General features: G+C 74.6%; 18 protein-coding genes. 14 read left to right on the plus strand and 4 right to left on the minus strand.

Annotation, left to right across the window (positions count from 1 at the left end):
- Nucleotides 1-48: 48 nt before the first annotated feature.
- Complete coding sequence (locus tag SCA03_RS31605; protein WP_030890891.1) at nt 49-1,491, minus strand: amino acid permease; 1,443 nt, start codon at nt 1,489-1,491, stop codon at nt 49-51.
- A 328-nt stretch (nt 1,492-1,819) separates the two neighbouring features.
- Here SCA03_RS31605 and SCA03_RS31610 point away from each other — a divergent pair, with 328 nt between their 5' ends.
- A complete protein-coding gene (locus tag SCA03_RS31610; protein ID WP_086817357.1) occupies nt 1,820-2,425 on the plus strand; it encodes a biotin transporter BioY in 606 nt (201 codons plus the stop codon).
- A gap of 166 nt (nt 2,426-2,591) precedes the next feature.
- Here the strand turns inward: SCA03_RS31610 and SCA03_RS31615 are convergent, their stop codons facing one another.
- Nucleotides 2,592-3,962 (minus strand): amino acid permease, encoded by a 1,371-nt coding sequence (locus SCA03_RS31615; RefSeq protein ID WP_051846795.1) that lies wholly within the window; start codon nt 3,960-3,962, stop codon nt 2,592-2,594.
- A 335-nt stretch (nt 3,963-4,297) separates the two neighbouring features.
- On the opposite strand from SCA03_RS31615, the gene SCA03_RS31620 reads away from it, so the two are divergent.
- The 6 genes from SCA03_RS31620 (at nt 4,298) to SCA03_RS31645 (ending at nt 17,435) form a co-directional block, all read left to right on the plus strand.
- On the plus strand, nt 4,298-4,783 hold the full coding sequence (locus SCA03_RS31620; RefSeq protein ID WP_086817359.1) for a ribose-5-phosphate isomerase: 486 nt from the start codon (nt 4,298-4,300) through the stop codon (nt 4,781-4,783).
- A 91-nt stretch (nt 4,784-4,874) separates the two neighbouring features.
- On the plus strand, nt 4,875-5,813 hold the full coding sequence (locus SCA03_RS31625) for an Fpg/Nei family DNA glycosylase (protein ID WP_086817361.1): 939 nt from the start codon (nt 4,875-4,877) through the stop codon (nt 5,811-5,813).
- A 791-nt stretch (nt 5,814-6,604) separates the two neighbouring features.
- Nucleotides 6,605-7,783, plus strand: coding sequence for a PP2C family protein-serine/threonine phosphatase (locus SCA03_RS31630; protein ID WP_030886183.1), 1,179 nt, complete (start codon nt 6,605-6,607; stop codon nt 7,781-7,783).
- 103 nt (nt 7,784-7,886) lie between these two features.
- Nucleotides 7,887-11,522, plus strand: coding sequence for an AAA domain-containing protein (locus SCA03_RS37090; protein ID WP_086813921.1), 3,636 nt, complete (start codon nt 7,887-7,889; stop codon nt 11,520-11,522).
- Nucleotides 11,522-14,890, plus strand: coding sequence for a phospholipase D-like domain-containing protein (locus tag SCA03_RS31640; RefSeq protein ID WP_086813919.1), 3,369 nt, complete (start codon nt 11,522-11,524; stop codon nt 14,888-14,890). The genes SCA03_RS37090 and SCA03_RS31640 overlap by 1 nt, the downstream gene beginning before the upstream one ends.
- On the plus strand, nt 14,877-17,435 hold the full coding sequence (locus SCA03_RS31645) for a hypothetical protein (RefSeq protein ID WP_141275796.1): 2,559 nt from the start codon (nt 14,877-14,879) through the stop codon (nt 17,433-17,435). Before SCA03_RS31640 ends, SCA03_RS31645 begins: the two co-directional genes overlap by 14 nt.
- Here SCA03_RS31645 and SCA03_RS31650 read toward each other — a convergent pair.
- Complete coding sequence (locus SCA03_RS31650) at nt 17,423-18,460, minus strand: response regulator (protein ID WP_141275797.1); 1,038 nt, start codon at nt 18,458-18,460, stop codon at nt 17,423-17,425. The genes SCA03_RS31645 and SCA03_RS31650 overlap by 13 nt on opposite strands.
- 201 nt (nt 18,461-18,661) lie before the next feature.
- Here SCA03_RS31650 and SCA03_RS31655 point away from each other — a divergent pair, with 201 nt between their 5' ends.
- From SCA03_RS31655 to mgtE, 6 genes are all read left to right on the plus strand, one after another.
- Nucleotides 18,662-18,913, plus strand: a complete 252-nt coding sequence (locus SCA03_RS31655) for a hypothetical protein (protein WP_141275798.1) — start codon at nt 18,662-18,664, stop codon at nt 18,911-18,913.
- 217 nt (nt 18,914-19,130) lie between these two features.
- Nucleotides 19,131-20,033 carry an ABC transporter ATP-binding protein gene (locus SCA03_RS31660; protein WP_141275799.1) on the plus strand — a complete coding sequence of 301 codons (903 nt, stop codon included), beginning with the start codon at nt 19,131-19,133 and terminating at the stop codon, nt 20,031-20,033.
- Nucleotides 20,030-20,803, plus strand: a complete 774-nt coding sequence (locus SCA03_RS37095; protein WP_308698478.1) for a hypothetical protein — start codon at nt 20,030-20,032, stop codon at nt 20,801-20,803. The genes SCA03_RS31660 and SCA03_RS37095 overlap by 4 nt, the downstream gene beginning before the upstream one ends.
- Nucleotides 20,797-21,147: a hypothetical protein gene (locus SCA03_RS37100; RefSeq protein ID WP_308698480.1), complete on the plus strand. Its 351-nt coding sequence runs from the start codon at nt 20,797-20,799 to the stop codon at nt 21,145-21,147. Before SCA03_RS37095 ends, SCA03_RS37100 begins: the two co-directional genes overlap by 7 nt.
- Before the next feature lie 1,115 nt (nt 21,148-22,262).
- Nucleotides 22,263-22,616 carry an ABC transporter permease gene (locus SCA03_RS37105; protein ID WP_308698483.1) on the plus strand — a complete coding sequence of 118 codons (354 nt, stop codon included), beginning with the start codon at nt 22,263-22,265 and terminating at the stop codon, nt 22,614-22,616.
- 477 nt (nt 22,617-23,093) lie between these two features.
- Nucleotides 23,094-24,452 carry a magnesium transporter gene (mgtE, locus tag SCA03_RS31670; protein WP_030893342.1) on the plus strand — a complete coding sequence of 453 codons (1,359 nt, stop codon included), beginning with the start codon at nt 23,094-23,096 and terminating at the stop codon, nt 24,450-24,452.
- A gap of 225 nt (nt 24,453-24,677) precedes the next feature.
- On the opposite strand, the gene SCA03_RS31675 is transcribed toward mgtE, so the two are convergent.
- Complete coding sequence (locus tag SCA03_RS31675) at nt 24,678-25,916, minus strand: acyltransferase family protein (protein WP_030886211.1); 1,239 nt, start codon at nt 25,914-25,916, stop codon at nt 24,678-24,680.
- Nucleotides 25,917-26,459: 543 nt separating this feature from the next.
- Between SCA03_RS31675 and SCA03_RS31680 the strand changes: the two genes are divergently transcribed.
- Complete coding sequence (locus SCA03_RS31680; RefSeq protein ID WP_030886214.1) at nt 26,460-26,654, plus strand: hypothetical protein; 195 nt, start codon at nt 26,460-26,462, stop codon at nt 26,652-26,654.
- Nucleotides 26,655-26,844 lie beyond the last annotated feature (190 nt).

Here is a 26,844-nt window from a genome sequence, read left to right on the forward strand (position 1 = left end):
GCCACGACCGGAGTCGTGGCCCGCCGAGAGGTGTGCGGATGCGGGGGTTCAGTCCGGGGTGCCGGCGCCCGCGCCGTTCCGCAGGTGCGGCCGCAGCCGCTGGCGCACATACCCGGCGAGGGCGAGCACCACGGTCAGCCCGCCGGTGAAGGCCAGTTGGGTACGGGTGTCGCCCTCGCGCAGCATCAGCAGCAGGATGGCGATTATTCCCAGGATGGCCACGATGGTCAGCCCCGGGAACAGCCACATGCGCACCACCAGCTTCTCCGGCGCCTCCCGCTCCAGCCGCTTGCGCGTCACGTACTGCGAGACGGCGATGAAGCCCCACACCACCAGCGTCGCCGCGCCGACCATGTTGAGCAGCCACCGGAAGACGGTGTCCTCCCAGAAGAAGTTCAGCAGCACCGCGACGAAGCCGAACAGCGAGGAGGCGACGACGGCGTAGCGGGGCACGCCCTGCGGGCTCAGCCGGTTGAGGAAGGCCGGTCCCTCGCCCCGCTCGACGAGCGAGTACGACATCCGGGAGGCGCCGTAGATGTTGGCGTTGATGGCCGAGAGCAGCGCGACGAGCACCACCACGTTCATCACCTGCGCGGCGGCCGGGATGCCCACATGATCCAGCACGGCGGCGTACGGCCCGGACAGCACCGTCTTGTCGTCCCACGGGATCAGCGTGACGATCACCAGCATCGAGCCGACGTAGAAGACGGCGATCCGCCACACCGCCGTGCGCACCGCCTTGGCCACACCGGACACCGGCTTCTCGGACTCGGCCGCCGCGATCGTCACCGTCTCCAGCCCGCCGAAGGCGAACACCGAGGCGAGCAGGCCGACGATGAGCCCGTCACCGCCGGTCGGGAAGAAGCCGCCCTGCCCGGTGAGGTTGTCGCTGCCGGGCGCCTCCGTCCCCGGGAGCACCCCGAGGATCGCCAGGATGCCCAGCGCGAGGAACGCGAGGATCGCCAGGACCTTCAGCAGGGCGAACCAGAACTCGTACTCGCCGAAGTTGCGGACGGCGGCCAGATTGCTGCCGCAGAAGACCACCATGAACAGCGCGACCCACATCCAGGAGGACGTGGCCGGCAGCCAGCCCGTCATGATGTTGGCCGCCGCGGTGGCCTCCGTGGCGATCGCGACGCACAGCAGCGTCCAGTAGATCCAGCCGGACGCGAAACCCGCCCAAGGACCCAGGGCCCGCTCCGCGTGGACGGAGAAGGAGCCGGAGGCGGGACGGGCGGCCGACATCTCGCCGAGCATCCGCATCACGAGCATCACCAGCGCGCCGGACGCCGCATAGGCGAGCACGATGGAGGGGCCGGCAGCGGCGATGCCGGTGCCGGAGCCGACGAACAGGCCGGCACCGATCACCCCGCCGAGGGCGATCATGGAGAGGTGGCGCTGCTTGAGCCCGTGGGAGAGGGAACGCCCGGAGGGGCCGTCCCCTGCCGGGGGTGAGGGTGGTGGCGCGTCGGACGTCTCGGTGCGCGTCATCTGTTCATGCCGTTTCTGGGGTGTGGGATCGGTGGTGGGGACAGAGCGGTTGTTGTGCTCCCCACAGTGTCGGGAGGGGCGCCCGGTACTTCAATAATCGTGCGGCGCCTCCCGCGATGCGGACGGCCTCGGGGCCGTGGCCGCGGACCCTCCACGGGCGAGCGCTCCCCGTGCGGCCGGGACTTGGGACCGCACCGCACCGGCTCTTCCCCTGCCCACTGTCAGCAAGCTCACGCCTTGCTCACGCTCGGCGCACACACGGATTCGGCTAGCGTCGACGGGTCAGACTCACCACCACAGCCCAGCTGTACCGGACGGAGATGCCCAGATGAGTGCCCTCACTTCCGCTGTCACGCCGCGCCCGGGAGCAGTGCTCGCCGATCTGCTTCCCGCGTCCACGGCCTCGCGCGCCCGCGTACGGGACATCGCGCTCGTCGTCGGTGGCGCCGCGCTGACCGGGATCGCCGCGCAGATCGCCGTGCCGGTGCCCGGCTCGCCGGTGCCGGTGACCGGCCAGACCTTCGCCGCGCTGCTCGTCGGCGCGGGCCTCGGCGCCGGCCGCGGCTTCCTGGCCCTCGCGCTGTACGCCGCGGTGGGCATGGCCGGGGTGCCGTGGTTCGCCGAGGGTGTGTCCGGCGTCGGCGCCCCCTCGCTCGGCTATGTGTTCGGCATGATGCTGGCCTCCATCGCCGTCGGCGCGCTGGCACGGCGCGGAGGCGACCGGGGAGCGCTGCGCACGGCGGGCACGATGGCGGCCGGGCTGGCGCTGATCTACGCCGTCGGCGTGCCCTACCTGGCCTTCGCCACCGGGATGTCCGCGGGCGAGGCGATCGCGGCCGGGCTGCTGCCGTTCCTGGTCGGTGACGCGCTCAAGGCCGCGCTCGCCATGGGCGCGCTGCCCACCGCCTGGAAGCTGGCCGGCCGCCGCGGCTGACCGCACCGGCCCGGCCGCCGACCGGCCGCGCGCAGGAGCACACGAAGGGGCGTCCCCGGCGGGGCGCCCCTTTCGCGTGTCCGCGGGGCGCGTCGCCGGGCGGGCCGGCGGACGGTCGTCGTCGCCGGGCGGCCGTCCGCCGCCACCGGCCCGCCGCGGCCCGGGGTCAGCCCGCGTCGGAGGGTGCCTCGGCGGCCGGGGCGGGGCGCCCGGAGGTGCTCCCCGGCCGCGCGGACGCCCGCCGCCGGTCCACGGCCAGGCCGACGACCAGCACGAACGCGGCCACGGCCAGCGAGAGGACCATCTGCGTCCGCCCGCCGTCGTCGGTGAACATGTAGCCGACGACGAAGACGATCAGCCCGATCGTCGCCCAGGTCAGATACGGGTACAGCCACATCCGCACCGTCAGCCGCTCCGGGGCCTCCCGCTCCAGCCGGCGGCGCATCCGCAGCTGCGAGGCGCAGATGACCAGCCAGACGAAGAGCGCCACGGCGCCGGAGGAGTTCAGCAGGAACTCGAAGACGGTGTCCTTGGCGATGTAGTTGAAGAAGACGGCGACGAACCCGAAGGCCACCGAGGCCAGGATCGCGGTGGCGGGCACGCCCCGCGCGTTCGTGCGCCCGAAGGAGGCCGGGGCGTCCCCGCGCCCGCCGAGCGAGAAGGCCATCCGGGAGGCGGTGTACAGCGCCGAGTTCAGACAGGAGAGCACCGCCGTGAGCACCACGACGTCCATCACGGTGCCCGCGTAGGGGATCTTCAGCGCGTCGAGCACCGCCACGTACGGCCCGTCGTCCTGGACGGCCCGCGCGTCCCACGGGACGAGGGTGACGATCACGAACATCGAGCCGAGGTAGAACAGCCCGATCCGCCAGATGACGCTGTTGACGGCCTTGCGGACGGCGACCACCGGATTCGGGGACTCGGCGGCGGCCAGCGTGACGATCTCGCTGCCCATGAACGAGAAGACCACCAGCAGCATGCCGGAGAGGATCGCGCCGGGCCCGTGCGGCAGGAAGCCGCCCCGGCCGGTCAGATTCTCCGTGCCGACGGCGTGGTCGGCGGGCGGGAACCCGGCGATGGCGACCAGGCCGACGACGATGAACGCGACGATCGCCACGACCTTGATCCCGGCGAACCAGAACTCGAACTCGCCGTAGGAGCCGACGGAGACCAGGTTGGTGCCGGTGAGCACGAGCATCACCAGCAGCGCCCAGGCCCACTGCGGCACGGCGGGTATCCAGCCCTCCAGGATGACCGCGGCGGCGGTGGCCTCCACGGCGAGCACCACCGCCCAGAAGAACCAGTACAGCCAGCCGATGGTGAACCCGGCCCAGCGGCCCAGCGCCCGGTCGGCATAGGTGGAGAAGGAGCCGGAGCTGGGGTCGGCCGCGGCCATCTCGCCCAGCATCCGCATCACCAGCACGACCAGCAGCCCGGCCAGCGCGTAGGAGAGCAGGATGCCGGGGCCGGCGTCGGCGATCCCGGCCTTGGAGCCGACGAACAGCCCGGCGCCGATCACACCGCCGATCGCGATCATGGACAGATGCCGGTTCTTCAACCCGGCCCGGAGACCGTCGGCGCCTCCGCCCGCCGGTCCGTCCGTCGGTCCGTCCGCCGGTCCCTCCGCCCGGCTCTCCGCCGGGGCGTGCGGCCGGTCCGGTGGGGGCTGTTCGTTCATGGCCCGCTCCTCGTGGGGGTGTGGTCAACGAGCGTTCACATCCAAGGCGTGACCTGCCCCGATCGGAAGAGCTGAATCCGGATCGTGATGCAGGGCCGCCGGGGGCCGACGGGTCCGACGGCGGGCGGCGAGAGGCACCGGCGTCCGGCGGACCTGGCGGGCGGCCCGGGCGCCGGGGATGAAAGACTCGGAGCATGCGCGTCTATCTCGGCTCCGATCACGCCGGTTACGAACTGAAGAACCACCTCGTCGAGTGGCTGAGGTCCGCGGGCCACGAGCCCGTCGACTGCGGCCCGCACGTCTACGACGCCGACGACGACTACCCGCCCTTCTGCCTGCGTGCCGCCGAGCGGACCGTGGGCGACGGCGACGCGCTCGGCATCGTCATCGGCGGCTCCGGCAACGGCGAGCAGATGGCGGCGAACAAGGTCGAGGGCGCCCGCTGCGCACTGGCCTGGAGCGAGGAGACCGCCGCGCTGGCCCGCGAGCACAACGACGCCAACCTCGTCAGCATCGGCGCGCGGATGCACACCGCCGACGAGGCCGTCGCCTTCGTCCGGACGTTCCTGGACACCCCCTACTCGGGCGGCGAGCGCCACACGCGCCGCATCGCGATGCTCGCCGACTACGAGAAGACCGGCGACCTTCCGCCCGTCCCCCCGCACCACCCGCAGCCCTGAACCACCGGCCGGGGCCCGCGCCCGGGCCCCGGCACCCGCCGCACGGCGGACGAGCACGACGACAGGGGACGACGGGAGGGGGCGTACGGAGATGCCCGAGGGGCACACCATCCACCGGCTGGCGCGGGACTGCGCCGAGCGGTTCGCGGGGCGGGATCTCGCCGTCTCCAGCCCGCAGGGCAAGTTCGCCGACGGCGCGGCCCTGCTGGACGGCTCCGTCCTCACCGGCACCGACGCCCACGGAAAACATCTCTTCCTCGGCTTCGGACCGCTCGGCTGGGTGCACATCCATCTCGGCCTGTACGGCACGTTCCGCTTCGGCGCGAGCCCCCGCGAGACCGGCACCGGCGCCGGGCACCCGCGGGGAGCGGGCAGCCAGGACGCCTCTCCCGAGGACGCCCTCTCGGACGGGGAACCGGCCCGGGTGCCGCCGCCCCCGGTCGGCCAGGTCCGGCTGCGGCTGGCCACCCGGCCGGGGAAGACCCCCGGCGCGCCCCCGGAGACGCTGTACTGGGCCGATCTGCGCGGCCCCACCCGCTGCGAGCTGCTCACCGAGCCGGAGAAGGAGGCCGTCAGCGAGCGCCTCGGCCCGGATCCGCTGCGGGTCGCCTCCGACCCGGACGCCGCGTGGGCGCGCATCTCCCGCAGCCGCACCAGCGTCGCGGCGCTGCTGATGGACCAGAAGGTCGTCGCCGGGGTCGGGAACGTCTACCGCGCCGAGGTCCTCTTCCGGCACGGCATCGACCCCTACCGCGCCGGACGGGATCTCGACCGCTCGGAGTGGGAGGCGCTCTGGGCGGACCTGGTCGCGCTGATGCACGAGGGCGTCCGGAACAACCGGATCGACACCGTCCGTGACGAGCACACCCCCGAGGCCATGGGGCGCCCGCCCCGCGTGGACGACCACGGCGGCGAGGTGTACGTCTACCGCCGCGCCCAGCAGCCCTGCCATCTGTGCGGCAGCGAGGTACGCACGGCCGAACTGGCCGGCCGCAACCTGTTCTGGTGCCCGAGCTGCCAGCAGAGCTGAACGCCCCGCGCTCCCGCGGCCGTTGAGCCGGGTGCCCGGCGGATTCCGTGGCCGGAGCCGTCCCCGCGTCCGGCGCACGCCCGAACCCGCTTCGCGCGGCGGCCGGGCCCGCACCGTGCGGAAGGCCGAGCCCCTGCCCCACCGCGCCGCCGGGGCCGTGCCCCGCGTGCGGCCGAGCCCGCCCCGTCCCAAAGGCTGGGTGTCGGCGGTCCGTTCGGCGGAGGCGAACCCCGGCCCCCCAGCCGGAACCGACTCGGCAGCCGGAACCGACTCGGCAGCCGGGGCCGACTCTGCGGCCGGGGCCGATGCCGCAGCCGGAGCCGACTCCGCAGCCGGGCCGGAGGCCACCGCCGAAGCCGTCCCCGCGTCCCGGACCGGTTCCGCGGCCGGAGCCGTCCCCCCGTCCCCCCCCCGTCCCCGCGTCCGGCCCCCGTCCCCGCATCGGACGCGGGCGGGGCTCTGCGGGCGGGGGAGGCGAAGCTCTGCGGAACGGGGACGAGGCGGTCCGCCGGGTGTCGGGCCCGGCTCGGACGCCTCCACCCGGCGTGCGCGGGAGCCCGCCGCGCCCCGCAGCCTCGGCGCGCTCCCCGGACGCCTCGCGCCACCCCGGCTCACCGCCGCGGGACCCGGCGCCGCGGGCACATCCGCCCGCGCCCGCCCGTCCGCGTCCGCCCGCGGCGGTCACCGCACCGTCCTCGCACGCGAGCGCGCACACGGCCGCCTCCGCCCGGCCGTCCGGGACCCGGTCGGGAATCGACGCGCAACTGGCCGGGTGGCTAGGCTCACTGGGCATGGCGGAACGCCGCGCGGTACCTCCACCCCGGGCGGCCCGGTTGCACCAGGCGCGCAAGGCGCTGCACCGGGCCAGGACGAAGCTGCGCAAGGCCGCCGTCGACTGGTTCCGCGGCGGCGCCTCCGACTGGGTCGCGCTCGGCGGGCTGCTGCTGACCGTCCCGCTGCTGACCTGCGCCACCGTGCTCACCCCGCTGTGGTGCGCGCCGGAGGCCCTGGTGCTGCCCATCATCGCGGGCGGCCTCCTGCTGCGCCCCGCCAGCCTGCTGGCGCTGTACGCGGCCTCCGCCGTCGCGTTGATGATCGAGTCGCTGCTGCTCGGCCCGTACACCGGCTATGCCGAACACGTGGACGGCGCGGGCCGGGTGACGCCCGGCACCGTTCTCGTCGTGGCCGCCGCCGGTCTCTCCGGGCTGCTCGTCGCCCAGTTCCGCAGCCGGGTCGGCGTCCCCTGGCGGCGCGGCGGCACCATGCTCTTCGATCTGCGCGAGCGCATCCGTGTGCAGAGCAAGCTGCCCAAGCTGCCGCCCGGCTGGCACCGCGAGATGGCGCTGCGGCCGGCCGGCGGACAGTCGTTCTCCGGGGACTTCGTCGTCGCGGCGCGCACCGGCCCGCAGGGCCGCACCCTGGAGGTCGTGCTCACCGACGTCTCCGGCAAGGGCATGGACGCCGCCTCGCGCGCCCTGCTGCTGTCCGGCGCGTTCGGCGGCCTCCTCGGCTCGCTGGAGCCGCACGCGTTCCTGCCCGCGGCCAACGGCTATCTGCTGCGCCAGTCCTGGGAGGAGGGCTTCGCCACCTCCGTCCATCTGGTCCTCGATCTGGACAGCGGCGACTACGAGTTGCTCTCCGCCGGCCACGTTCCCGCCATGCAGCTGAACGCCGGCACCGGCGTGTGGGAGGAGAAGGCGGCCGAGGGCCCGCTGCTGGGCGTGTACGACGGCGCCGAGTTCGACCCGGTCAAGGGCACCCTGCGCCCCGGCGATGTGCTGATGCTGTTCACCGACGGCCTCGTGGAGACCGCCGAGCGCGATCTCACCGAGGGCATGGACCGCCTCACGGGCGCGGCGGACCGCTATGTCGCCTGCGGTTTCCACGGCGCCGCCTGGCATCTGATCGAGTCCGTGGCCCGCGACGTCAACGACGACCGGGCCCTGCTGCTCCTCTGCCGGGACCCCTGAGCCCTCGGCGCGGGGCTCAACGGACGGGCATGGGCAAGGAGAGAGCCCGTTGCTACGCTCTGTGCCCGATCGGTGGAGCTGCCCTGGACCCCTTGGAGCGTCGATGGCACTGGAGGACATGGACAGGCTCGTCACGGACCTGTTCTGCGGGCCCGAAAGCCCGTACGGCTCCTTCGAGTTGCCCGGCGGACGTCCGGCGCACGGCACCGAGCTGCTGCCCGGCACCCTCTACCGCTACGGCCTCCTGGACCGCGCCACCCGCACCCCGGTGACCGTCCAGTTCTACCTCGGGGTGTCCGGCCTGGGCGAGCGGCTGTGGAAGCAGGAACTGCGGGTGCTCCAGCGGGTGGCGGCGCTGCGGCACCCGGCGCTGCCGGAGATCCAGCACGGCGGGCACATCGAGGAATCGGTGACCGAACCGTTCGGCATCCGCGGCTGTGCCTACGTCGTCACCCGCTCCGGCGACGGGCAGGTCTACGACGAGAGCGACGAGGACTACGGGCTGCGCGCCGGCTACGTCGAGACGATCGCGACCTTACGCAGCGACCGCGGGGAGACCGTCGCCCACTTCATGTCGCTCGCCGACGCCCTGTCCGTGCTGCACGACATGGGCATCGTGCACCGCAACATCTGGCCGGGCACGGTCGGCTGGACCCAGCTCGACGGCGACGAGTACCAACTGGTGCTCAGCCGCTTCGAGATGAGCAGTCTCGTCTCGAACCTGCTGCGCTCCTCGCTGCTGGACTCCAACGAGCGGGCGAAGCAGGCCAGGGAACTCATACTCGCCCAGGGCGGCGACGCCCTCGCCTACTTCTCGCCGGAGCGCATCCGCTTCCTGCTCGCCGACGGCGCCCGGCTGGAGGACCACCGCTCGGACGTGTACAGCCTCGGCATGATGGTCGCCGAGTGGATGACGGGGCCCATACCGGAGGAGCTGCTGGCGGAGGTCGGCGCCGCCATGGCGGCCGGGCCGGACCTGGACCGGCTGCTGGCGGCGGCGGGCGAGGTCAACCGGCACCTCGCGGCGGCGGTGCACGAACTGCCCGGCCCGCTGAGGACGCTGCTGCGTGACATGCTCGCCTGGGAGAAGCCGACCGGCCGGCCGAGCGCGACGGACGTCGTGGGCCGGCTGAGCGACCACTACGAGCATCTGACCTCGGACGCCGAGCAGTTCACCGGCTCCGACTACCTGTTGGTCTTCGTCCCGGCCGAGTCCCGCAAGACCCTCCTCAAATGGGAGCTGGTCGACCTCGACCCGGCGACCGAGCACGGCCGCATCGAGACGGTCGAGTTCATCCTGGGCGACCTCAAGGACGCCCGCCTCCTGCACATGCCCGGCGGTGCGGCGCCGTTCGTCCCCGGCCAGGAGGTGGAGAAGCTGTACGCGGCCGACCAGCTGCTGCTCGGCCGCGACATCGGCTGGTTCTGCCGCCCGTTCGCGCCCGAGGTGGGCCTCGGGCGGCGCGGCGGTCCCGACGAGCGGGGCCTGCTGCTCACCTACCCGGTGCAGCTGGACAGCGCGCGGGGCCGGAGCCTGCGGGTGGCGGCGGACAAGGTGCGCAAGCACCGCTGGGTGCCGCCCGTGCGGATCGTGGCCTCCGACATCGACCGCCGCGAGATGCGGGCCGAGCTGGAGAGCAGCCCCAGTTGGCGCCCGCTGATGGACGCCGTGCGGGAGGTGGCACCGCCGACCCGCGCCGAACGCGCCTACGGGCAGGCGTTCGACTGGCTGCTCCAGTTCCAGCGCACCGAGCTGGAGTCCCGGCAGTACCCCTACATCGCCGAGGGCGCCGGCCGGCAGGACCAGGTGGTGCTCCGGTACGACGAGGAGCGCGACCAGCGCTGGCGGTTCGGCTCGGCCATGGCGACGGCCTTCGCCAACACCCCGGGGCTGCGCCCGCCGATGGGCGACTTCTTCGCCGGCGCCGGCGGCGAGGACGGTGCGGTCCCGGTGACCCTGCGCGGCGACGACCGCGGCGCACCCGCCCGGCACGCGGCGTTCACCGGCGACTGCGTCGAGGCCAACAACGAGACGGTCGTCGTCGCGGCGGGGCGGCGCACCGGGTCCGTCCCGGAGCGCGGCTGGATCACCCTGGCCGACGACTTCGGTGCCTGGATGGCGCTCAGCAGACAGGAGCAGGCCCGCTGGGAGCTGCTGGACAACCGCGTGCTGGTCGAGCAGTTGGCGAAGCCGAACGCGGTGCACACGGTGCGGCTGACCAAGCGCAGCGGCAACGCCGAGGTGGCCAGGGCGCTCAGCAGCACGGAGCCGCTGTTCGCCCTCCAGGGCCCGCCGGGCACCGGCAAGACGGAGGTCACCTCGGACGCGATCGTGCGGTACCTGGAGGACGAGCGCGGCACCCGGGTGCTGGTCTCCACCCAGTCGAACTTCGCGCTGGACAACATCGCCGAGCGGCTGCTGCGCAAGCTGGGGCTGCTGGAGGGCGAGGCACCGGTGGCGCAGGCCGGTTCGGACGTGATCGCCGTGCGGGCCACCGGGGCGCGCGGCGAGAGCAAGGTCCATCCGCTGGTGGAGCCGTTCCTCATCCACAAGCTGGCCGAGCGCCGGCAGCGCGAGATCGTCGCGGGCGCGCGAGAACGGCTGCGCGAGGCGGCCGACGAGTCGACCCGGCGGCTGCTGGCCGACTGGTGCGAGGTGGTGGAGGCGGGCCTGCCGGAGCTGATCGACCGGCTGCACCGCGCGGCCAATCTGGTCTTCGCCACCTGCTCCTCGGCGACCCCGGCGACGCTGGCGCGGTCCGCAGCCGCCGACATCTTCGACTGGGTCGTCATCGAGGAGGCGGCCAAAGCCTGGCCGACGGAGCTGGCGATCCCGCTGGCCCGCGGCACCCGCTGGTCGCTGGTCGGCGACCACCGCCAGCTGCCCGCGCACCGCCGCCGCGAGGTGCTGCGCTTCCTTGAGGCGTGCGCGGCCTCCACCGACGAGGATCTGCGGGTGCACGGGGAGCGGCAGGAGGACTACCGCAAGGTCTTCGGGCTGTTCGACAACCTGTTCGTCGACGATCCCTCCGCCACCGTGGCGCACCCGCCCCGGCACACGCTGCGCACCCAGTACCGGATGCGCCCGGCCATCGGCGAGATCGTCAGCCGCGCGTTCTACCCGCTCGTCCCGCCCGAGCCGGGCGAGCACGTCGACATCGACGCCGAGGGCATGCTGGCCACCGGCCGGGACGACACCGGTGTGCTGCGCGAACCGCCGGTGCTGGCCCGGAACACGGTGGTCTGGCTGGACACCACCGGACTCCCGGAGTGCTCCGACGAGCCCGCCTGGTGCAACCCCGGCGAGGTCCGCATCGTCAACGCCGTCGTGGAGTCGCTGCGCCCGCGCCCGGTGCCCGGCAAGGACGGCTACGGCGACCATCCCATCGCGGTGCTCACCCCGTACCGGCGCCAGCTCGACCTGTTCAAGTCCTGGGGCGAGATCCGCCCGCACGCCTCCACGATCCACGCCTTCCAGGGCCGCGAGGCCAACGCCGTGGTGGTCTCCCTGGTACGCGACCAGCAGCGCGGCGCACCGGAGCAGCCCTGGCGCAGCATCGGCCATCTGAACGAGCCGGAGCTGGTGAACGTGCTGTTCTCCCGGGCACGCGAACACCTCGTCGTCGTCGGCTCGTTCGCGCACTTCAGCCGGTACGGGGGAGCGATGTGGGCGGATGTGTGCGCGCTGGTCGAGCGGTACGGCCGCGTCGTGCCGGCCGGTGAGCTGGGGGTGGTGTGATGCCCGCGCTGCGTGTCCATCTGCCGTACGAGTCGGTGCCGGTCCGGGTGCGGCTGGGGTACGGCGACGAGCTGTCCCGGATCGAGGTCACGGTGCTGCGTGCCGTCGTCGAGCTGTGGAACGAGCAGCTCGCCGCCGCGCCCGGCGCCGACCCGGCGCACGCCGGCGGGGTGGGGCTCAGCCGGCTGAACACCCTGTTCGGGCTGGGCTACCGGATGACCCTGGACCTGGTCTTCGACCTGTGGCGGCGCGAGTACATCACCCTCGACCTCTACCGGGCGCGGGTCGCCCCCACCCCGGCGGTCGTGGCGGCCTTCGCCCAGGGCGAGCAACAGCGGCTCTCCAGCGGGGAGTTCAAGCTGGAGACCATCGACGTGTGGCTGGACCGGGTCGGCGGGCACCTCACCGGCCGGTCCGGCAGCGCACGCCCGCCGGACCCGGAGCTCGCCGTGCCGTCGGACGCGCTGTTCTCGGCGACGGTCGACGACGTCAGCGGCAGCGATCTGGTCCGCGCGGCGCAGGAGACGCTCAGCGAGCGCGGCCAGGCACGCGGCGCCGCGGCCGGCGCCCCGATCGTGCCGCACGGCCGGAACCTGCGCGTCATGGAGACGAGGCTGGTGCCCGCGCACCAGCGGCCCGGGGCGCGGCGCCGCGCCTGGTTCCCCGTCGACATCACGGTGCGGCTGGACCCGGACACCGAGCTGGTGCGGGTCACCGTCGTCCAGGACTCCCGGCGCAGCCTGGCCCAGTGCGAGCGGATCGGCCGGCTGCTGACCCAGTTCCTCGAACAGCGGCCCGGGCACCGGTTCTCGCAGAAGCTGCGGGCCAGCGTGGAGACCCGGCTGGCCGATCCGCCGTCCCTGGAGCGCAGCATCAACCGGCTGACGGGCCTGGCGGGTCAGGCGCTGACCGCCTCGGCCGGCACCCGCGACGCGCTGCACGAACAGCTCACGGACGCGCTGCGCACGGCCCGTTCGCAGGTCGAGGCCCGGGTCGGCGGCGAGGCCCGGGTCGATCTGCTGCGCGCCCAGGAGGACTACCGGGCCGCGCTGCGCTCGGTGATCGAGCGGGCCCGGCGGCAGGTGGTCCTCGTCGCCTCGACGGTGCGCTACGAGGGGCTGGCGGATCTGCTGCCGGATCTGCGGGCCGCCGTCGCGCGGGGCGTCCAGCTGGTGCTGCTGTGGGGCCGCCGGCACTCCGACCGGATCGAGCAGAAGGCGGAGAACGTCCTGGAGGAGCTGCGCATGGAGGCGGCCGGGCGGCGGCTCAGCCCCTCGACGGTGCTGGTGGCACGCCGCTCGGCGAACGTCAGCGCGAACATGGTCGTCGCCGACAACCACACCGCGCTCGTCGGCGGCTACGGCTATCTCGGGCTGCTCGACAAGGGCACCGACCAGCTCGGCGTCGTCGTCTCCGCGCAGGAGCCCGGCGGCTGCGAGCCCGTGGAGTCGATCCTGCGCTGGGTGCGGCGCGCCATGCCGGACGGGATCACCGCCTCGGCCGTCCACTTCCGCGAGCGCGACTTCCCCGGCCACGAGGAGGGCTGGACGCCGCCCGCCGAGCGGCTGCCCTGGACGGAGCCGCCCGCGCCGCTGGAGCAGGACACCGCGGCGTCCGACGCCGCCGTCCGCAGCTGGGCGCTGGCCTGGCGCAACTGCGCGGCAGAGGTGCGCAGAACCCTGAACGGGCGCACCCGGCCGTCGGTGACGCTGGTCGAGGACGCCGCGCACCGGGACGCCCTGTGGGACGGGGTGCGGGCCGCCGAGCGGCAGGTGGTCGTCGCCGGGGAGCACCTCGCCACCACCGTCGTGAGCCGGCGCCTGACGAACGTGCTGCGTGAACGGCTCGGCGCGGGCGTCCGCGTCGACGTGCTGTTCCGGCACGTGCGCAAGGGCTCCGCCGACGCCGAGGAGCGGCTGGCGGAGCTGGCGGCCGAGGTGCCGGCGGCGTTCGGCCTGCACGAGGGCCGCTCGTCCGCCCGCGCCCTGGTGTGCGACGACGAACTGGTCGTCGGCAGCTTCGACTTCCTCGCCCACGAGGGCTTCTACAGCGGCCAGCCGGGCCGCCGGCCCCCGGCCGAGGTGGGCCTGCGCGTCTCCGGCGGCGGGGTGGCGGGGGAGGCCGCCGTCCTGCTGGGCGCGCCCGCCGTCCACCGGCGCAGGCCCCGCGCCGGCGAGGCCCATCTGGCGCACCGCCGCTCGCACCGGCTGCTGGCCGCACTGGACGCGTGCACGGACCCGGCCCAGCGGGCCCAGGTCGTCACCGAGGCGGTGGGCGCGCCCGACCCCGCCGGGCTGCTGGCGGAACTGCGCGAGGCGCAGGCCCCGGACGAGCTGCTGCGGATCACCGCGGCGGCCGCGCTGCGCGGCAGGACCGACGGGCCGGAGCCCGCCCTGCGCGAGTGGGCCGGGTGGCTGCTGGAGGACCTGTGGTCGCGCGGCCGGTTCGTCGAGGCGTGGGTGCTGGGCAGTGCGCTGCCCGACTGCGGGCCGCCGCCGCTGCTGGCCAGGACCGCCGCGACGATCGGCACGCCCGCGGTGGCCGACGCGCTGGACGAGTGCGCCCTCCAGGACGGACGGACGCCCGGCCGCACGGCCGCGCTGATCGCCGTCGGCGCCGCCCAGGTGCTGGCCTGGCCGGGACGCGGCGGAACCGCCGCCGTCCCCCCGGAGGTGGCCCTGCGGGTACGGGAGGCGCTGCGCTATCTGGCGGCGAAGGACGTCGCGCCCTGCTGGGCGAAGCTGGCGGGCGCCGCCGTGTCCTGCCCGCCGGAGCTGGACGATCCCGGGCCGGCCGCCGTTGCCCGCAGACAGCTCGCACGCGAGTACCGCAACAGCAGCCTGGACGAGGCGTGGGAGGCGCTGGACGAGGCGCTCAGCTCGGCGACGGAGACGAAGTTCTCCTTCGAGGCCGGCTTGAAGACCAACGCGCACCTCTTCCACGCCAACGGCCTGTTCGGCGAGCTGCGGTCCGCCGCCGAGAGGCGCGACCTGTTCGCGGCGGCGGCCTGGACGCAGCGCCCCGAACTGGCCGATCTGCCCGGCTTCCTGGACCGGACGACGGCCGAGATCGCCGCCGGGCTGAAGAACCACGTCATCCACAGCAGCAAGCGCCGGGCCTACCTGGAGAGGCTGCGCAGGGTGGAGGCGGCGGCCGGTGCCGTCGCCGCGTTCCGGGACGAGCGGGCCGATGCGACGGCGGCCTACCAGGTGGAGCCGGCGCAGGCGCTGGCCGGCCGGCTCTCCGGGCTCTGGCCGGAGCTGCGGGCCGACCCGGCGGAACAGACTGCCGCCGAACGCCATCTCACCGAACACGCGTTGAAGCAGATGGGGGACATCAGGGAGTGGGGCACCCTTGAGCGCTCTTGAGGCAGAGGTACTCGCATCGGTGCTGGCGGACTGGCCGGACGCCTGGCGGCATCCGACGCTGTTCGCCCTCAGCGCGCAGGGCGCGCCGACGGACGCGGCCACCGCGGCCGACGCGCTGCTCACCGACCTGATGGAGCCGGCCACCGAGCCCGCCGACTGCTTCGGACGGCTCGTCGACGCCGGGGAGTTCGCGGCCGCCCGCGCCCTGCTCGCCCAGCCGGGCACCGGCCTGTCCGGCGAGCTGGCCGGCCGGATCGACCGGGCCGTCGCGGCGGCCCGCAACCGGCTCCAGCCCCGCGCCCACCACCTGGAGACCCAGGCGAGGGCGCTGAACGTGTCCGCCGGGGAAGGGACGTGGAGCGCGCTGCTGTCGCGCAGCCGGCGGGAGGCCGAGGCCGAACTGGACCGTCTCGCCGCGCACTTGGCGACGGCCGCCGAGGAGCGCAGGGCGGATGTCGAGGCGTACTTCCCCGAACTCGACGAGGAGCGGGCCCGGATCGCCCGCGCCTGCCTGGAGAGCGGCGAGTACGCCGTCGCCGAACAGGTCGCCACCCAGCCGGAGCCGGAGACCTGGCTGGACGCGCCCGCCACCGTGCCGCGGCCCTCGTGGTGGGACTACCCACAGCATGCCGACGAGGAGGCGCTGCGCTGGTTCACCGGCGAGGCACCGGCACCGCCGGACTTCGGCCAGCACCTGCCCGCGCCCGGGGACACCCAGGGCCGCGAGCTGATCGACGCCCTGCACGAGGTGTACGCGGGGCTGACCGCGCAGAGCGCACAGCGGCTCGCCGCGGCACTCGACGCGCTCGTCAGCGACGTGCCCGTCCGCTACCGGCCGCAGCAGGCCGGCGACGGCTTCTCCGTCGAACTGTGCGGCTTCACCGACCCGCGGTTCCCCTGGCTCGCGCTGCCCGGCCGGCTGCCGCTGCACATCGGGGCCGAGCCGCCCGCCGACGACCGCTCCCCGCAGCTGTGGCTGCCCACCTCGGCGTACCGGCCGCCCGAACTGCCGCCGGGCACGGCCCTGCTGGAGCCCCGGCAGCTGTTCGTCCTGGTGGAGCCGGACAGTGCCGGGCGGGCGCCGAACACCCAGTGGCGGCGGGTGAACCTGCTGCGGCAGGTGTGCGCGCGGCTGCCCTTCGCACACGTCGTCGACGTGGCCGGGGTGGACCTCGGCGACGAGGCCGACACCAGGGCGGCGCTGCTGTGGATCCTGGATCTGCTCGGCTTCCGGACCTCGCCCGAGGTGCCGGACATGGCGCTGTACTACACGGCGGCCGTGCCGCAGGCCCTGGCGGCGGTGGTCCGCGAACTCTCCCGGACCCTGGGGCGCCCCGGCCGCCTCACCCACGAGCACCTGAGCGGGCTGCGGACGTCGCCGGAGGCGGTCCGCGCCGTGCGCGACGCCGTCTTCGGCCTGCTGGACGATCTGCCGGCCCGGGTCGTCCTCGGGGCGCTGCTCGGCCGCGCGGCCCAGCTGGGCGGCGCGCGGGTGCCGGCCGAGGCGCTCCTCGACGAACTGGACGACCTCGCGGTGCTGGTCATGGAGGAGTGCGAGCGGGAGGGCAGCCGGGAGCCGGATCTGCGGCCGGAGCGGATCGATGTGGACGGCGCGCTGGAGCGGATCGAGGCGGCCGGTCTGGCCGAACCGGACCAGGACACCGCCCCCGACGGGCCGGACACCGGGCCCGGCGCCGCCCCGGCGGCCCCCGCCACCGTGCTGCCCGGCCAGGGGCTCGTCGCCCTGCTCGCCGGAGAGGAGCTGACCGGCTGGACGGTCCGCGAGCTGCGCCGGCTGCACGAGGACCGCGACCGCGTCGAGGAGCACGCCCGGCTCGTCCTGCTGAACCGCACCACGCGGCAGAACGAACACGCCAGGAAAGGCTACGAGTTCGCCCGGGAACAGCTCCTCGAACGGCTGGAGCGGACGGCCGAGCCGGCCGAGCGGGAGGTGCTGCGCCGCCGGATCGAGGCCCTGCGGCAGCGCATCGCCGAGCACGAGGCGATCGGCCGGCGCGACGTGGAGGCGCTGGTGCAGTCCGCCACGTTCGACCTCGTCGCCCTCGTACGGGAGTTCACCGAGAGCCAGCAGCACGCCGGCCGCGCCACCGTAGAGATCGTGGACGAGACCCGGGGCTCCTCCCTGGTGACGGCCACGCCGGTGCTCGTCCGCCTCACCCTGGACGATCTCGTCCTCAACGCGGCCCAGGCGATGGACGCGGCGGACTCGCCCCGGCGCACGGTGCGGATCACCGTGCGCCACCAGGACACCGCCACCGAACGCTTCGTCGTGGCGGACGTGGAGGACAGCGGCCCCGGCTTCGGCAACGCCGACCGCTCCGCACTCGATCTGGTACGCCGCCGCAACGGCATGCCCGGCGGCGAGGGGCTCCGCCATGCCCAGCGGAACCTGGAGGCGTGCCGGGGCGGGCTGGAGCGGCTGCCGGACCGCTCCGCGCTGGGCGGGGCCCATCTGCGCATCCGGCTGCCACAGGCCCGCACCGAGGGCCGGGAGCCTGCCGGGGCGCCCGGTCAGCCGCTCTGACCCCGGGCGATCAGCTTCTCGACGAGGTCGACCAGCGGCACCAGGGACTCGTGCGCGTCGTTGTGCTTTTTGGGGATGACGGCGCGTGCCCCCAGCCGCTCGCGGAGGCTCTCGGAGTCCTCGTAGGGCAGATCGACCGACATCAGCGCCGTCGGCAGCGCGGGCCGCAGCCGCCGCAGATCCCGCAGCACGATCTCCCCGCCGCAGTCGGCGGTCCGCTCGCTCAGATGCCGGTCCACCAGGGCGCAGGCGTAGTCGAGCGGCGGCTCCTGGCCGAGCAGTTGCTTCCACGCCGCCAGGGAGCCGACGACCTCGCAGTCGTACGTCCCGTCCAGCGCGACGGCCAGCGCGTGCCCGATCATGTCGTCCACGATCAGCACCCGCTTACGGGGCTCCCGGCGCGCCGCCGGAGCCACCGGCCGGCCCGTGCCCGGCTCCCCGTGGAAGTGCTCACGGAACCGGTTCCAGTGCGCCAACCCGGCCTGCTCGTCCGCCGGGAGGGCCCGCACCCGCGCGACGAGCCGGTCCCGCGCCCGGCGCACGTCGTTCCAGGCGCTCTCCGGCAGCCGGGAATCCCGCGCCCAGGGGCTGCCGCGCCACATCCCCAGCAGCCCGTCCACCCGGGCCAGTTCGTCGGGTGGTGTCGCCCCGGTCGGCCCGGACCGCCCGCCGTCGGGGGCGAGTTCGGCCACGCCCCGGCAGAACGCCAGCGCGTCGATCCGCTCCGCCGGGACGTCCAGCACATAGGGACCGCCGGGCGCCGGCTTGGGGATGGGCACGTGTTTGCGGAGCCGCTGCACGGCCTGCACCACCGGATTGGCGTCCGTGCTGGGCAGTTGGGACCACAGCACCCGGCGCAGCCACTCCCGCGAGCGGCCGTCCGCGCCCGCGAGCGCCAGGGTGACCAGCAGATCGGCGAGAAGCTGCGGCGGCTTCCAGTCCGTGCCGTCCTCCCGCCGCACCCGCGGACTCCCCAGGATCTCCACGCTGATGCCGGTGTGCCGGCCCGGCGGCGTCATGGCCATGTCCCCAGCCTACTGAGCCGCCCACCGCCACGGCCCCCGCAGCCGCCCCTGCCGTCGCGCCCCGGCACCCCCTTCGACGACCGCCGATGACACCACGGTGACCGCCCCACCGTCCGCCCCCTGACCGGCCGTTGGGCGCTCATCGCGATGTCATCGCGGGACTCCTTCCGGCTGTCACCGCGCCCGCCGGAAACTGAGGGCATGAAGAAACCACGCCAGCCGAAAGCGGCCCTCGCGGCCGGAACGCCCGCCGCCGCCTTCGTCGCCGCCGCCGTCACCACCCACACCCCGTGGCTCCACGCGCTCGCCCTCGCCACGGCCGCGCTCCCCTGGCTGGGCGCGCTGACCTGGCGGAGCCTGTTCGCCAGGAAGCCCCCCGCGGTCCGCCGGGACCTCCTCGAACTCGCCCGTATCGAGGCCCGTATCGAGGCCCGAACCGAGCGCGGCGCATGAGCCCCCGCCGCACCCGGACCCCGTACGCCGGACCCGTTCGCGCACCGCCGCCACCGGCCCGGACCCGCCGCCGGGGGAGGGCCCCCGACGCCACCGGGGGCTGCCCCCACCCCCGGTCCGGCGGCAGCCGCCATGGCCGGGCACCCCCGCCCGTCCCTACGTTCGAGGGGCGTCCGAGCCGGCAGGGCGGACCGACGAACCAGGAACGGAGAACGGCATGCGTCTGCGCGCCCGGCGCCCCGCACCCCACCGGGCATCCGGCCAGGAGCCCCACCGGCCCGGCACCGGGACGCCCCCGGCCGTCGAACTCGGCGCCGTCACCCGCCGCTACGGCCGCGACGCCCACGCTCTGCGCGGCATCGACCTCACCCTGCGCCCCGGCACCTTCACCGCCGTCATGGGCCCCTCCGGCTCCGGCAAGTCGACGTTGCTGAAGTGCGCGGCCGGACTCGACCGCCCCACCTCCGGCACCGTCCGCCTCGCCGGCACCGAACTCACCGCGCTCCGCGAGAACCAGCTGACCGCCCTGCGCCGCAGCCGGCTCGGCTTCGTCTTCCAGGACTTCAACCTGCTGCCCTCGCTCACCGTCGAACAGAACGTCGCGCTGCCCTTCCGGCTGGCCGGCCGCCGGCCCGACCGGCGCCGCGTCGCCGCCGTCCTGGAACAGGTCGGACTCGGCGCACTCGGCCGCCGCCGCCCCGACCGGCTCTCCGGCGGCCAGCAGCAGCGGGTGGCGCTCGCCCGTGCTCTGGTCACCGAGCCCGACGTGGTCTTCGCCGACGAGCCGACCGGCGCGCTCGACACGCGCACGGCCGCCGAAGTCCTCGCCCTGCTGCGGCAGTCCGTGGACGCGCCGCCCCCCGGCCGCCCGGCGGCGACCGTCGTGATGGTCACCCACGACCCGCACGCCGCCGCACACGCCGACCGCGTCCTCTTCCTCGCCGACGGCGTCCTCGCCGACAGCCTGGACCGCACCCCCGGCCACACCCCCGCACACCTGGCCGAGGCCGTCACCGACCGCCTGCACACTCTGACCACCCCGAACACCCCAGACACCCGAGACACCCCTGACACCCCGAGCCCCGCAAGGACCGCCGGAACCGCCCGGACCGCCGTATGACCGGCACGCCCCCCGCCTCCCGCCCGCGGCTGCCGGCCCCCACCGGTCTGGCCCGCGCCGCACTGCGCTCCCAGCCCGCCTCCTTCGTCGGGACCCTCGTCGCGCTGGCCATGGCCTCGATGATCATCTCGGCCTGCGGCTTCCTCGCCGAGACCGGAGTGCGCGCGCACCCGACCCCGCACCGCTACGCCTCGGCGCCCGTCGTCGTCACCGCCGACCAGCGCGCCCACCTGGTGACCGGCAGCGGCGAGGACCGTACGGACGCCGCCGAGCGCGTGCCCGAGCGTGCCCGGCTCGACGTCGCCCGGCTCTCCCGCAGGGCCGAGGCCGTGCCGGCGGTGGCGCGTGTGGTGCCCGATGTCCGCCTCACCGTGAGCGCCCGGCACGGCGACACCCCGTTCGCCGGGGCAGGGCTGGGGCTCCGCCCCGCTCACCGGCACCACCCTGGAGCGCGGCACAGCGCCCCGCTCCGCGCGCGAACTGGCCCTGGACTCCGCCGCAGCCGACGACCTCGGCGCCCGGCCCGGCGACACCGTCACCCTCACCACCCCGGACGGCGACCGCGCCTTCCGCCTGACCGGGACCACCGCCTCCGCGCGCCCGTCCGCCACCCCCGGCTGCCTGGTTCACCGACGCCCGCGCCCGGCAGCTGGCCGGCCACCCGGAACGGGCCGACGCGCTCGTCGTCCGCACCCGGCCCGGGGCGCGCCCGGAGCCCACGGCCGAGGCGCTGCGCACCGCCCTGCGCGGCACCGGCGCCCGGGTGCTGACCGGCGACGACCGGGGCGCGGCCGAGGGCTCCGACATCGCCTACGCCCAGGAGACGCTCACCGCGCTCGGCTTCTCCTTCGGCGGCATCGCGGCCCTGACCGCCGTCTTCACGGCCTCCGGCGCCGTCACCCTGGCCGTCGCCCAGCGCCGCCGCGAGTTCGCGCTGCTGCGGGCCATCGCGCCACCCCGCGCCGGATCCGCCGCGCGGTGGCCACCGAGGCGCTGTGCGTCGCCCCGCTCGCCGGCCTCCTCGGCACCCTGCCGGGACTCGGGCTCGCCCGCTGGTGGTTCGGTGCGCTGCGCGACCGGGGCGCCCTGCCCGACGGGATGGAACTGCTGGTGACGGGGACACCGGTGGGGGCCGCCGTCGGCACCGTCGCGGTCACGGCGCTGCTCGCCGGCCATCTGGCGGCCCGCCGCCCCTCGCGCACCGCGCCCGGCCTGGCGCTGAGCGAGGCCGCGCACGAGCGGTTCCGGCCGGGCCTCGTGCGCACCGTCCTCGGGCTGGCCGCCCTCGCCGGCGGTGTCGCGCTGGCCCGGGCGGCGGGCGGTGCGGGCGGCGAGGAGGCGGCGGACCTCGCACCGGCCGTGGTGCTGCTGCTGATGACGGCCGTCGCCCTGCTCGGCCAGTACGTCGCCAAGTGCTGTGCCTGGCTGCTCGGTCTGCCACTGCGGGCCGCCGGGTCGGCCGCCGCCGGGCTGGCAGCGGCCAACTCCTGGGCGCACGCCCGCCGGCTGGCCTCCGCGCTGACCCCGGTCGTGCTGGCCATGGCCTTCTGCTCGACGCTGGTGTTCCTCCAGACCAGCGAGGACGAGCAGACCGCGCGCCAGCAGCGCGCGGGCCTGACCGCCGACCATCTCGTGCGGCCGCCCGCCGCCGCGGCCGAGGCCGGCGCCGGACTGCCCCGCACCGCCGCACACCGGGCGGCCGCACTGCCCGGGGTGTCCGCCGCCGTCGGCGTCCGGCGCGCCCAGGTCCTGGTCGCGGTGCGCTCCGACGGGACGAGCCTGCGGACGGCCGAGGCGCAGGGCGTCACGGGCACCGGGCGCGCCCTGCGCGAGGTGCAGGACCCGGGCGTCGCGGCGGGCTCGCTCGACGGCCTGCGGCCCGGGACGGTCGCCGTGGACCGGCTGCTCGCCGACGGCGCCCGCGCGGGCGTCGGCGACCGCCTCGACCTGCGGCTGCCGGACGGCACCCGCACCCGTCCGCGTGTGATCGCCGTCCACACCCGCGGCGCCGGCCTGCCGGCCGTCACCCTGCCGCGCTCCGCGCTCGACGGGCACACCGCCTCGGCCTACGACAGCGAGGTACTGGTCCGCACGGAGCCGGGGCCCGGGCCGGACGCCGCGGCCCGGACGGCCCGGGCGCTCGGCCGGCTCGGGGACATCCAGGACAAGGCAGCCTGGGCGCGGGCGGCCGACCGGGACCGTGCCGTCAACCGCTGGGGAAACGGCGTCATGGCCGCCGTCCTGGCCGGCTTCGCCGCGGTGGCCGCCGCCAACACCCTGGTGACGACGGTCGCGGAGCGCCGCCGCGAGCTGGGCATGCTGCACCGGTTCGGCGCCACCCGCGGCCAGGTGCTGCGCATGGTCCGCTGGGAGGCCCTGCTGGTGGCCGTCTCCGGCGTCGGCCTGGGCACGGCCCTCGCGCTGGCGACGCTGACGCCCATGGTCCACGGGCTCTTCGGGGCGGCCCCGACCATCCCGCCGGGCCTGTACGCGGCCTTCGCCGGCGCGGTCGTCGCCCTCGCCCTCCTCGCCACGGAGCTGCCGGCCCGCCAGGCCCTGCGCGCCCACCGGCCGCGCCGGTGACCCGGGCCCGCGGGGGACGGGCCCGGCGGCGGACGCACACCGGCGGGCAGCCGGCGCGGAGCCCGGCGGAGAGGGGCCCGGCGGAGAGGAGCCCGGCGGAGAGGGCCCGGAGCCCCGGCGTACCGCGCCGCCGGGTGTGTGAAGACCGGGAGTTATCCTGTGGACGGCATGTGCGCGCCAGGCGTACGGCCGAGAGCGCGCGGTGAGCGCGCGCGACCAGCGGCGGCGGTGAGCCGCGACGGACTGCGAGGAGGTGGCGCCGTGCGAAGCGAGCCTCCCAGTCGACCATCCGGCACCGCCCTTCTCCGGGACGGCACGGCCCCCGAAGCGGCCGCCGGCCCGTCGGCGTCGTAGGCCCATCGGGTCGGCGACACCCCCTGCACGGCCTGTTCCGGGCGAAGGGCGGGGCACACGTGTGTCAGCACCCATCGTCCCCGGGCAGCACGCAGGCCCGGGGCGCTGCGCCGAGGAACCGCCATGACCCATTCCCAGCTGCCCGACGAGCTGCCCACCGGCCTCCAGGACGCCCTGGAGCGGCACGATCTGACGAGCGCCCAGCGCTGGCTGGACGAGCAACCGCCCCACCTGGTCGCCGACGAACTGGCCCGGATGGACACGGTCGACGCCGTGGTCGCCTTCCGGCTGCTGTCGAAGGACAAGGCGATCACGGTCTTCGAGGAGCTCGAACCCGTGGACCAGCAGGGCATTCTGATGGGCCTGCGCGACTCCGCCTTCGGCGAGGTGGTGAGCGGCCTGGAGCCGGACGACCGGGTCCGGATGCTCCGCGAGGCCCCCGCCAAGGTCGTCCAGCGCGTCCTGGCCGGCCTCGGCCCGCGCGAGCGCGGTGTGACGGCCGCCCTCCTCGGCTACCCGGAGGGCTCCGTCGGCCGGTACATGACGCCGGAGACGGTGCCGCTCAACCAGCAGCTGACCGTCGAGCAGGCACTCCAGCGCGTCCGCGCCCGCGGTGAGGGCGCCGAGACGGTCTACACCCTCCCCGTCGTCGACTCCGGCCGCCGGCTGACCGGCGTCGTCGAGCTGAAGGAGCTGGTGCTCAGCCCGCCGGAGCGGACGGTCGCCGACCTGGTGGTCACCCAGGCGCCCCGCGCCCAGGCCACCGACCCGGCCGAGAGCGCCGCCCGGCTGATGCGGGAGACGAACGTCCTGGACCTGCCCGTCGTCGACAGCGAGGACCGGCTCGTGGGGCTCCTCACCATCGACGACGCCGTGGAGGTCATCGAGGCGGCGGACACCGAGGACGTGGCCCGGCAGTCCGGCTCGTCACCGTGGACGGGGCACTACATGGCCGCGTCCGTCTGGCAGTTGGCGCGCTACCGCATCGTGTGGCTGCTGCTGCTCCTGCTGGCGGCGACGCTCACGGTCGGCGTCACCCAGTTCTTCGAGGGCACCCTCGAACAGGTCACCCAGCTGGCCATGTTCATCCCGCTGCTGATCGGCACCGGCGGCAACGCGGGCGCCCAGGCGGCCACTTCGGCCGTGCGCGCGCTGGCGGTCGGCGAGGTGCGCACCTCGGACCTGTTCGCCGTCATCTGGCGCGAGTGCCGGGTCGGCCTGGTGCTCGGGGTGCTGCTGGCGCTGCTCGGGCTGGTGCTGGGCGTGTTCTTCGTCGGCGCCGACATCGCGGTCGTCGTCGGGCTCACGCTGATCGTCATCTGCTCCTGGGCGGCGACGGTCGGCGGCACCATGCCGCTGCTGGCCAAGCGCCTGGGCATCGACCCGGCGGTCGTCTCGGCCCCCATGGTCACCACTCTCGTGGACGCCACGGGCCTGATCATCTACTTCCTCATGGCCCACCTGGTGCTCAACCTGCACTAGGCACAGGCACAGGCAATGACACCGGCACCGGCACCGGCACCGCACCGGCACCCCGGGGTCCGCCTGCTCCGCACGCCGGAGGGCCGCGACGGGGCCCGGCCGCACGCCGACGGACGGGGCCCGGAATCAGCCGGGGCCCGGAAAGACGCGACGGGGGCCGTGCCAGGAGGAGTTCGTGGCACGGCCCCCGTCGCGGAGGTTGCACGCCGGGGCGTCCGCCGCCGGCTACCTGCGCCGGTGCGACCCCGCCCGGCGCCTGCGGGAGGGCGCGTCCGCCCCGGCCCCGCCCGCGGCCTCCCGCTGCCGCGCCTCGGTGGCGGCGTCCTTGCGGAAGAACCACTCCATCTTCGGCTCGATGACGAACCGGAACATCCGTGTCACCCAGGGGGTGCACAGCACGGTCATCATCACCGCGGCGAGCACGGTGATCAGCACCCGGCTGAGCGGATGGTCGACCCAGTCCATCTCGTACCAGTCGAACTGGCGCGAGCTCTGGATGAAGAAGATGTGCAGCAGGTACGCGTACAGCGTCCCGGCGCCCAGGGCGGTGAACCACATGTGGCGGCGCGGCACCAGCGTCAGGAAGCAGGCGGTCAGCACCAGCCCGCAGCCGAACAGCGCCAGGTACATGGCGGCGCCCGCCCAGGAGGGGACGCCCATGTCGGCGGCGGCCTTGTCGTGCAGGAACCAGGACTTCGACATCCTGGGCACGGCCCAGTACGCGAAGACCATGGCGCACAGCATCACCGGCACGGCGGCGAGCCGCAGTTCACGCCGCTTGAGCAGCTCGAAGTGGTGGGGACGCAGCAGCAGTCCGAGGACGAAGAACGGAAGGAACTGCGCGACCCGCATCAGATTGAGGTCGGCGCTGATCGTCGGGGTGACGCTCGCCGCGGTACCGATCGCGAGGGCCACCGGCATGGGCCAGCGCAGGCTCTTCCACAGCGGGGTGGTCAGCCGCCACACGAACAGGGCGGCGAGGAACCACAGCGCGAACCCGGGCTCCTGGAAGTGGAACTCGCGGTCGGGATCGTCGTTGGCCCACCGCATGAAGAAGGTGTAGACGAACTGGATGGCGAGGTAGGGCACCACCACACCGGTGACCAGCCGCTGGATCTGCCGGGGCTTCGCCTCGAAGCTGCGCGACAGATAGCCGGAGATCACGATGAACGCCGGCATGTGGAACGTGTACATCACGAAGTACAGGGCTTCTGCCGTACGGCTGTCCGCACGCAGCGGATCCCATGCGTGGCCGATCCCGACGAGGAGGATCGTCAGATACTTCGCGTTGTCGAAGAAGGGGTCGCGCTTCTTGGCCTTGTCAGCCGCGCCAGTAGCGGCTTTTTGCTGCGCTGCGGCAGGTGGCTCAGGTGTCGTCGTCGGCGACGCCTGAGGTGGGGACTCCTGGCGGACGGGGGGGAGCGGCGCCCGCTCGTGACCGGCGTGCAACATCTGCCGCACCATAGCGCTTGAACCTGTGGGCCGTAAATTCTCGTCCGTGGCCTTCTTCCCGGCCTGTGAGGCGCTATTCCCCTTCTCGCTCAAGGGAGCTGACGTACCGTGACAACGGCGTCGGCTTTTGCCGCTCAATGCCCCAGTTAAGCGTGGCGTAGGCACGCGATCCTGTCCGGGTTTGCCCCACTATCTCCCGCTTCCCGCGGTGTGAGTGAGCACACAATTCCCCGCCCCCTGCGAAGAATTCACGCCACCTTCGCGGATTGTCCTCGACGCCCCCGCTGATCCCCGGCACCCGGTGTCATGACGAATGCACCTGGTGCATCCTGCCGTGGCATACGTATTGATCAGGTCGAATTGCCGACTTGGGAATTCGACGACCGCGCACGCGGGCACACCCGGCCGCCCGCCGTCCACCGGTCGGTCATCACGCTCCTCGTGAACGGGAGTTGGTGGCACGATGGGGGACCAAGCGGGGGTGTGGCGGTGCGGCAGACCCCCAGGCCGGTGAGGCGTTCCGACCTGTGTTCCGACGTGAGGGTGTGAGCAGTTGTGGCCATCTCGCTGTCCGTAGTGGTGCTGTTGTTGGTCATCCTCGTCGTCATGATCCGAGGGGGATCGATCAAGGCGGGGCCGGCCGTGGTGGCCGCGCTCTTCGGCTTCTTCCTCGCCTCGACGGGCATGGCGCCCTCGATCAACCGTTTCCTCAACTCCATCGCCGAGACGATCAACCAGATCAGCTTCTGAGGGAGGGCCGGCCTCCAGGCCTGCTGACGACCTCTGCCCCCGCGTGCACACCGGGCCCGCCGTGCCGGCCCGGCTTCCGGCGCACCCCGCCGTCGTCACGGAGCGTGCCGCCGCCTCGACGGAACGCGCGCCGGACCTCCGGCACGCACAACGGCTCGGGCCCGGCTCCCTGCGGAAGCCGGGCCCGAGC

The organism is Streptomyces cacaoi, assembly GCF_006539165.1.
Taxonomy (GTDB): Bacteria; Actinomycetota; Actinomycetes; order Streptomycetales; family Streptomycetaceae; genus Streptomyces; species Streptomyces cacaoi.

Bases quoted from the DNA above. Each gene is read 5' to 3' on its own strand.
- SCA03_RS31605 (WP_030890891.1), bottom strand. From the start codon at position 1,491: ATGACGCGCACCGAGACGTCCGACGCGCCACCACCCTCACCCCCGGCA.
- SCA03_RS31610 (WP_086817357.1), top strand. From the start codon at position 1,820: ATGAGTGCCCTCACTTCCGCTGTCACGCCGCGCCCGGGAGCAGTGCTC.
- SCA03_RS31615 (WP_051846795.1), bottom strand. From the start codon at position 3,962: ATGATCGCGATCGGCGGTGTGATCGGCGCCGGGCTGTTCGTCGGCTCC.
- SCA03_RS31620 (WP_086817359.1), top strand. From the start codon at position 4,298: ATGCGCGTCTATCTCGGCTCCGATCACGCCGGTTACGAACTGAAGAAC.
- SCA03_RS31625 (WP_086817361.1), top strand. From the start codon at position 4,875: ATGCCCGAGGGGCACACCATCCACCGGCTGGCGCGGGACTGCGCCGAG.
- SCA03_RS31630 (WP_030886183.1), top strand. From the start codon at position 6,605: ATGGCGGAACGCCGCGCGGTACCTCCACCCCGGGCGGCCCGGTTGCAC.
- SCA03_RS37090 (WP_086813921.1), top strand. From the start codon at position 7,887: ATGGCACTGGAGGACATGGACAGGCTCGTCACGGACCTGTTCTGCGGG.
- SCA03_RS31640 (WP_086813919.1), top strand. From the start codon at position 11,522: ATGCCCGCGCTGCGTGTCCATCTGCCGTACGAGTCGGTGCCGGTCCGG.
- SCA03_RS31650 (WP_141275797.1), bottom strand. From the start codon at position 18,460: ATGGCCATGACGCCGCCGGGCCGGCACACCGGCATCAGCGTGGAGATC.
- SCA03_RS31655 (WP_141275798.1), top strand. From the start codon at position 18,662: ATGAAGAAACCACGCCAGCCGAAAGCGGCCCTCGCGGCCGGAACGCCC.
- SCA03_RS31660 (WP_141275799.1), top strand. From the start codon at position 19,131: ATGCGTCTGCGCGCCCGGCGCCCCGCACCCCACCGGGCATCCGGCCAG.
- SCA03_RS37095 (WP_308698478.1), top strand. From the start codon at position 20,030: ATGACCGGCACGCCCCCCGCCTCCCGCCCGCGGCTGCCGGCCCCCACC.
- SCA03_RS37105 (WP_308698483.1), top strand. From the start codon at position 22,263: ATGGCCGCCGTCCTGGCCGGCTTCGCCGCGGTGGCCGCCGCCAACACC.
- mgtE (WP_030893342.1), top strand. From the start codon at position 23,094: ATGACCCATTCCCAGCTGCCCGACGAGCTGCCCACCGGCCTCCAGGAC.
- SCA03_RS31675 (WP_030886211.1), bottom strand. From the start codon at position 25,916: ATGGTGCGGCAGATGTTGCACGCCGGTCACGAGCGGGCGCCGCTCCCC.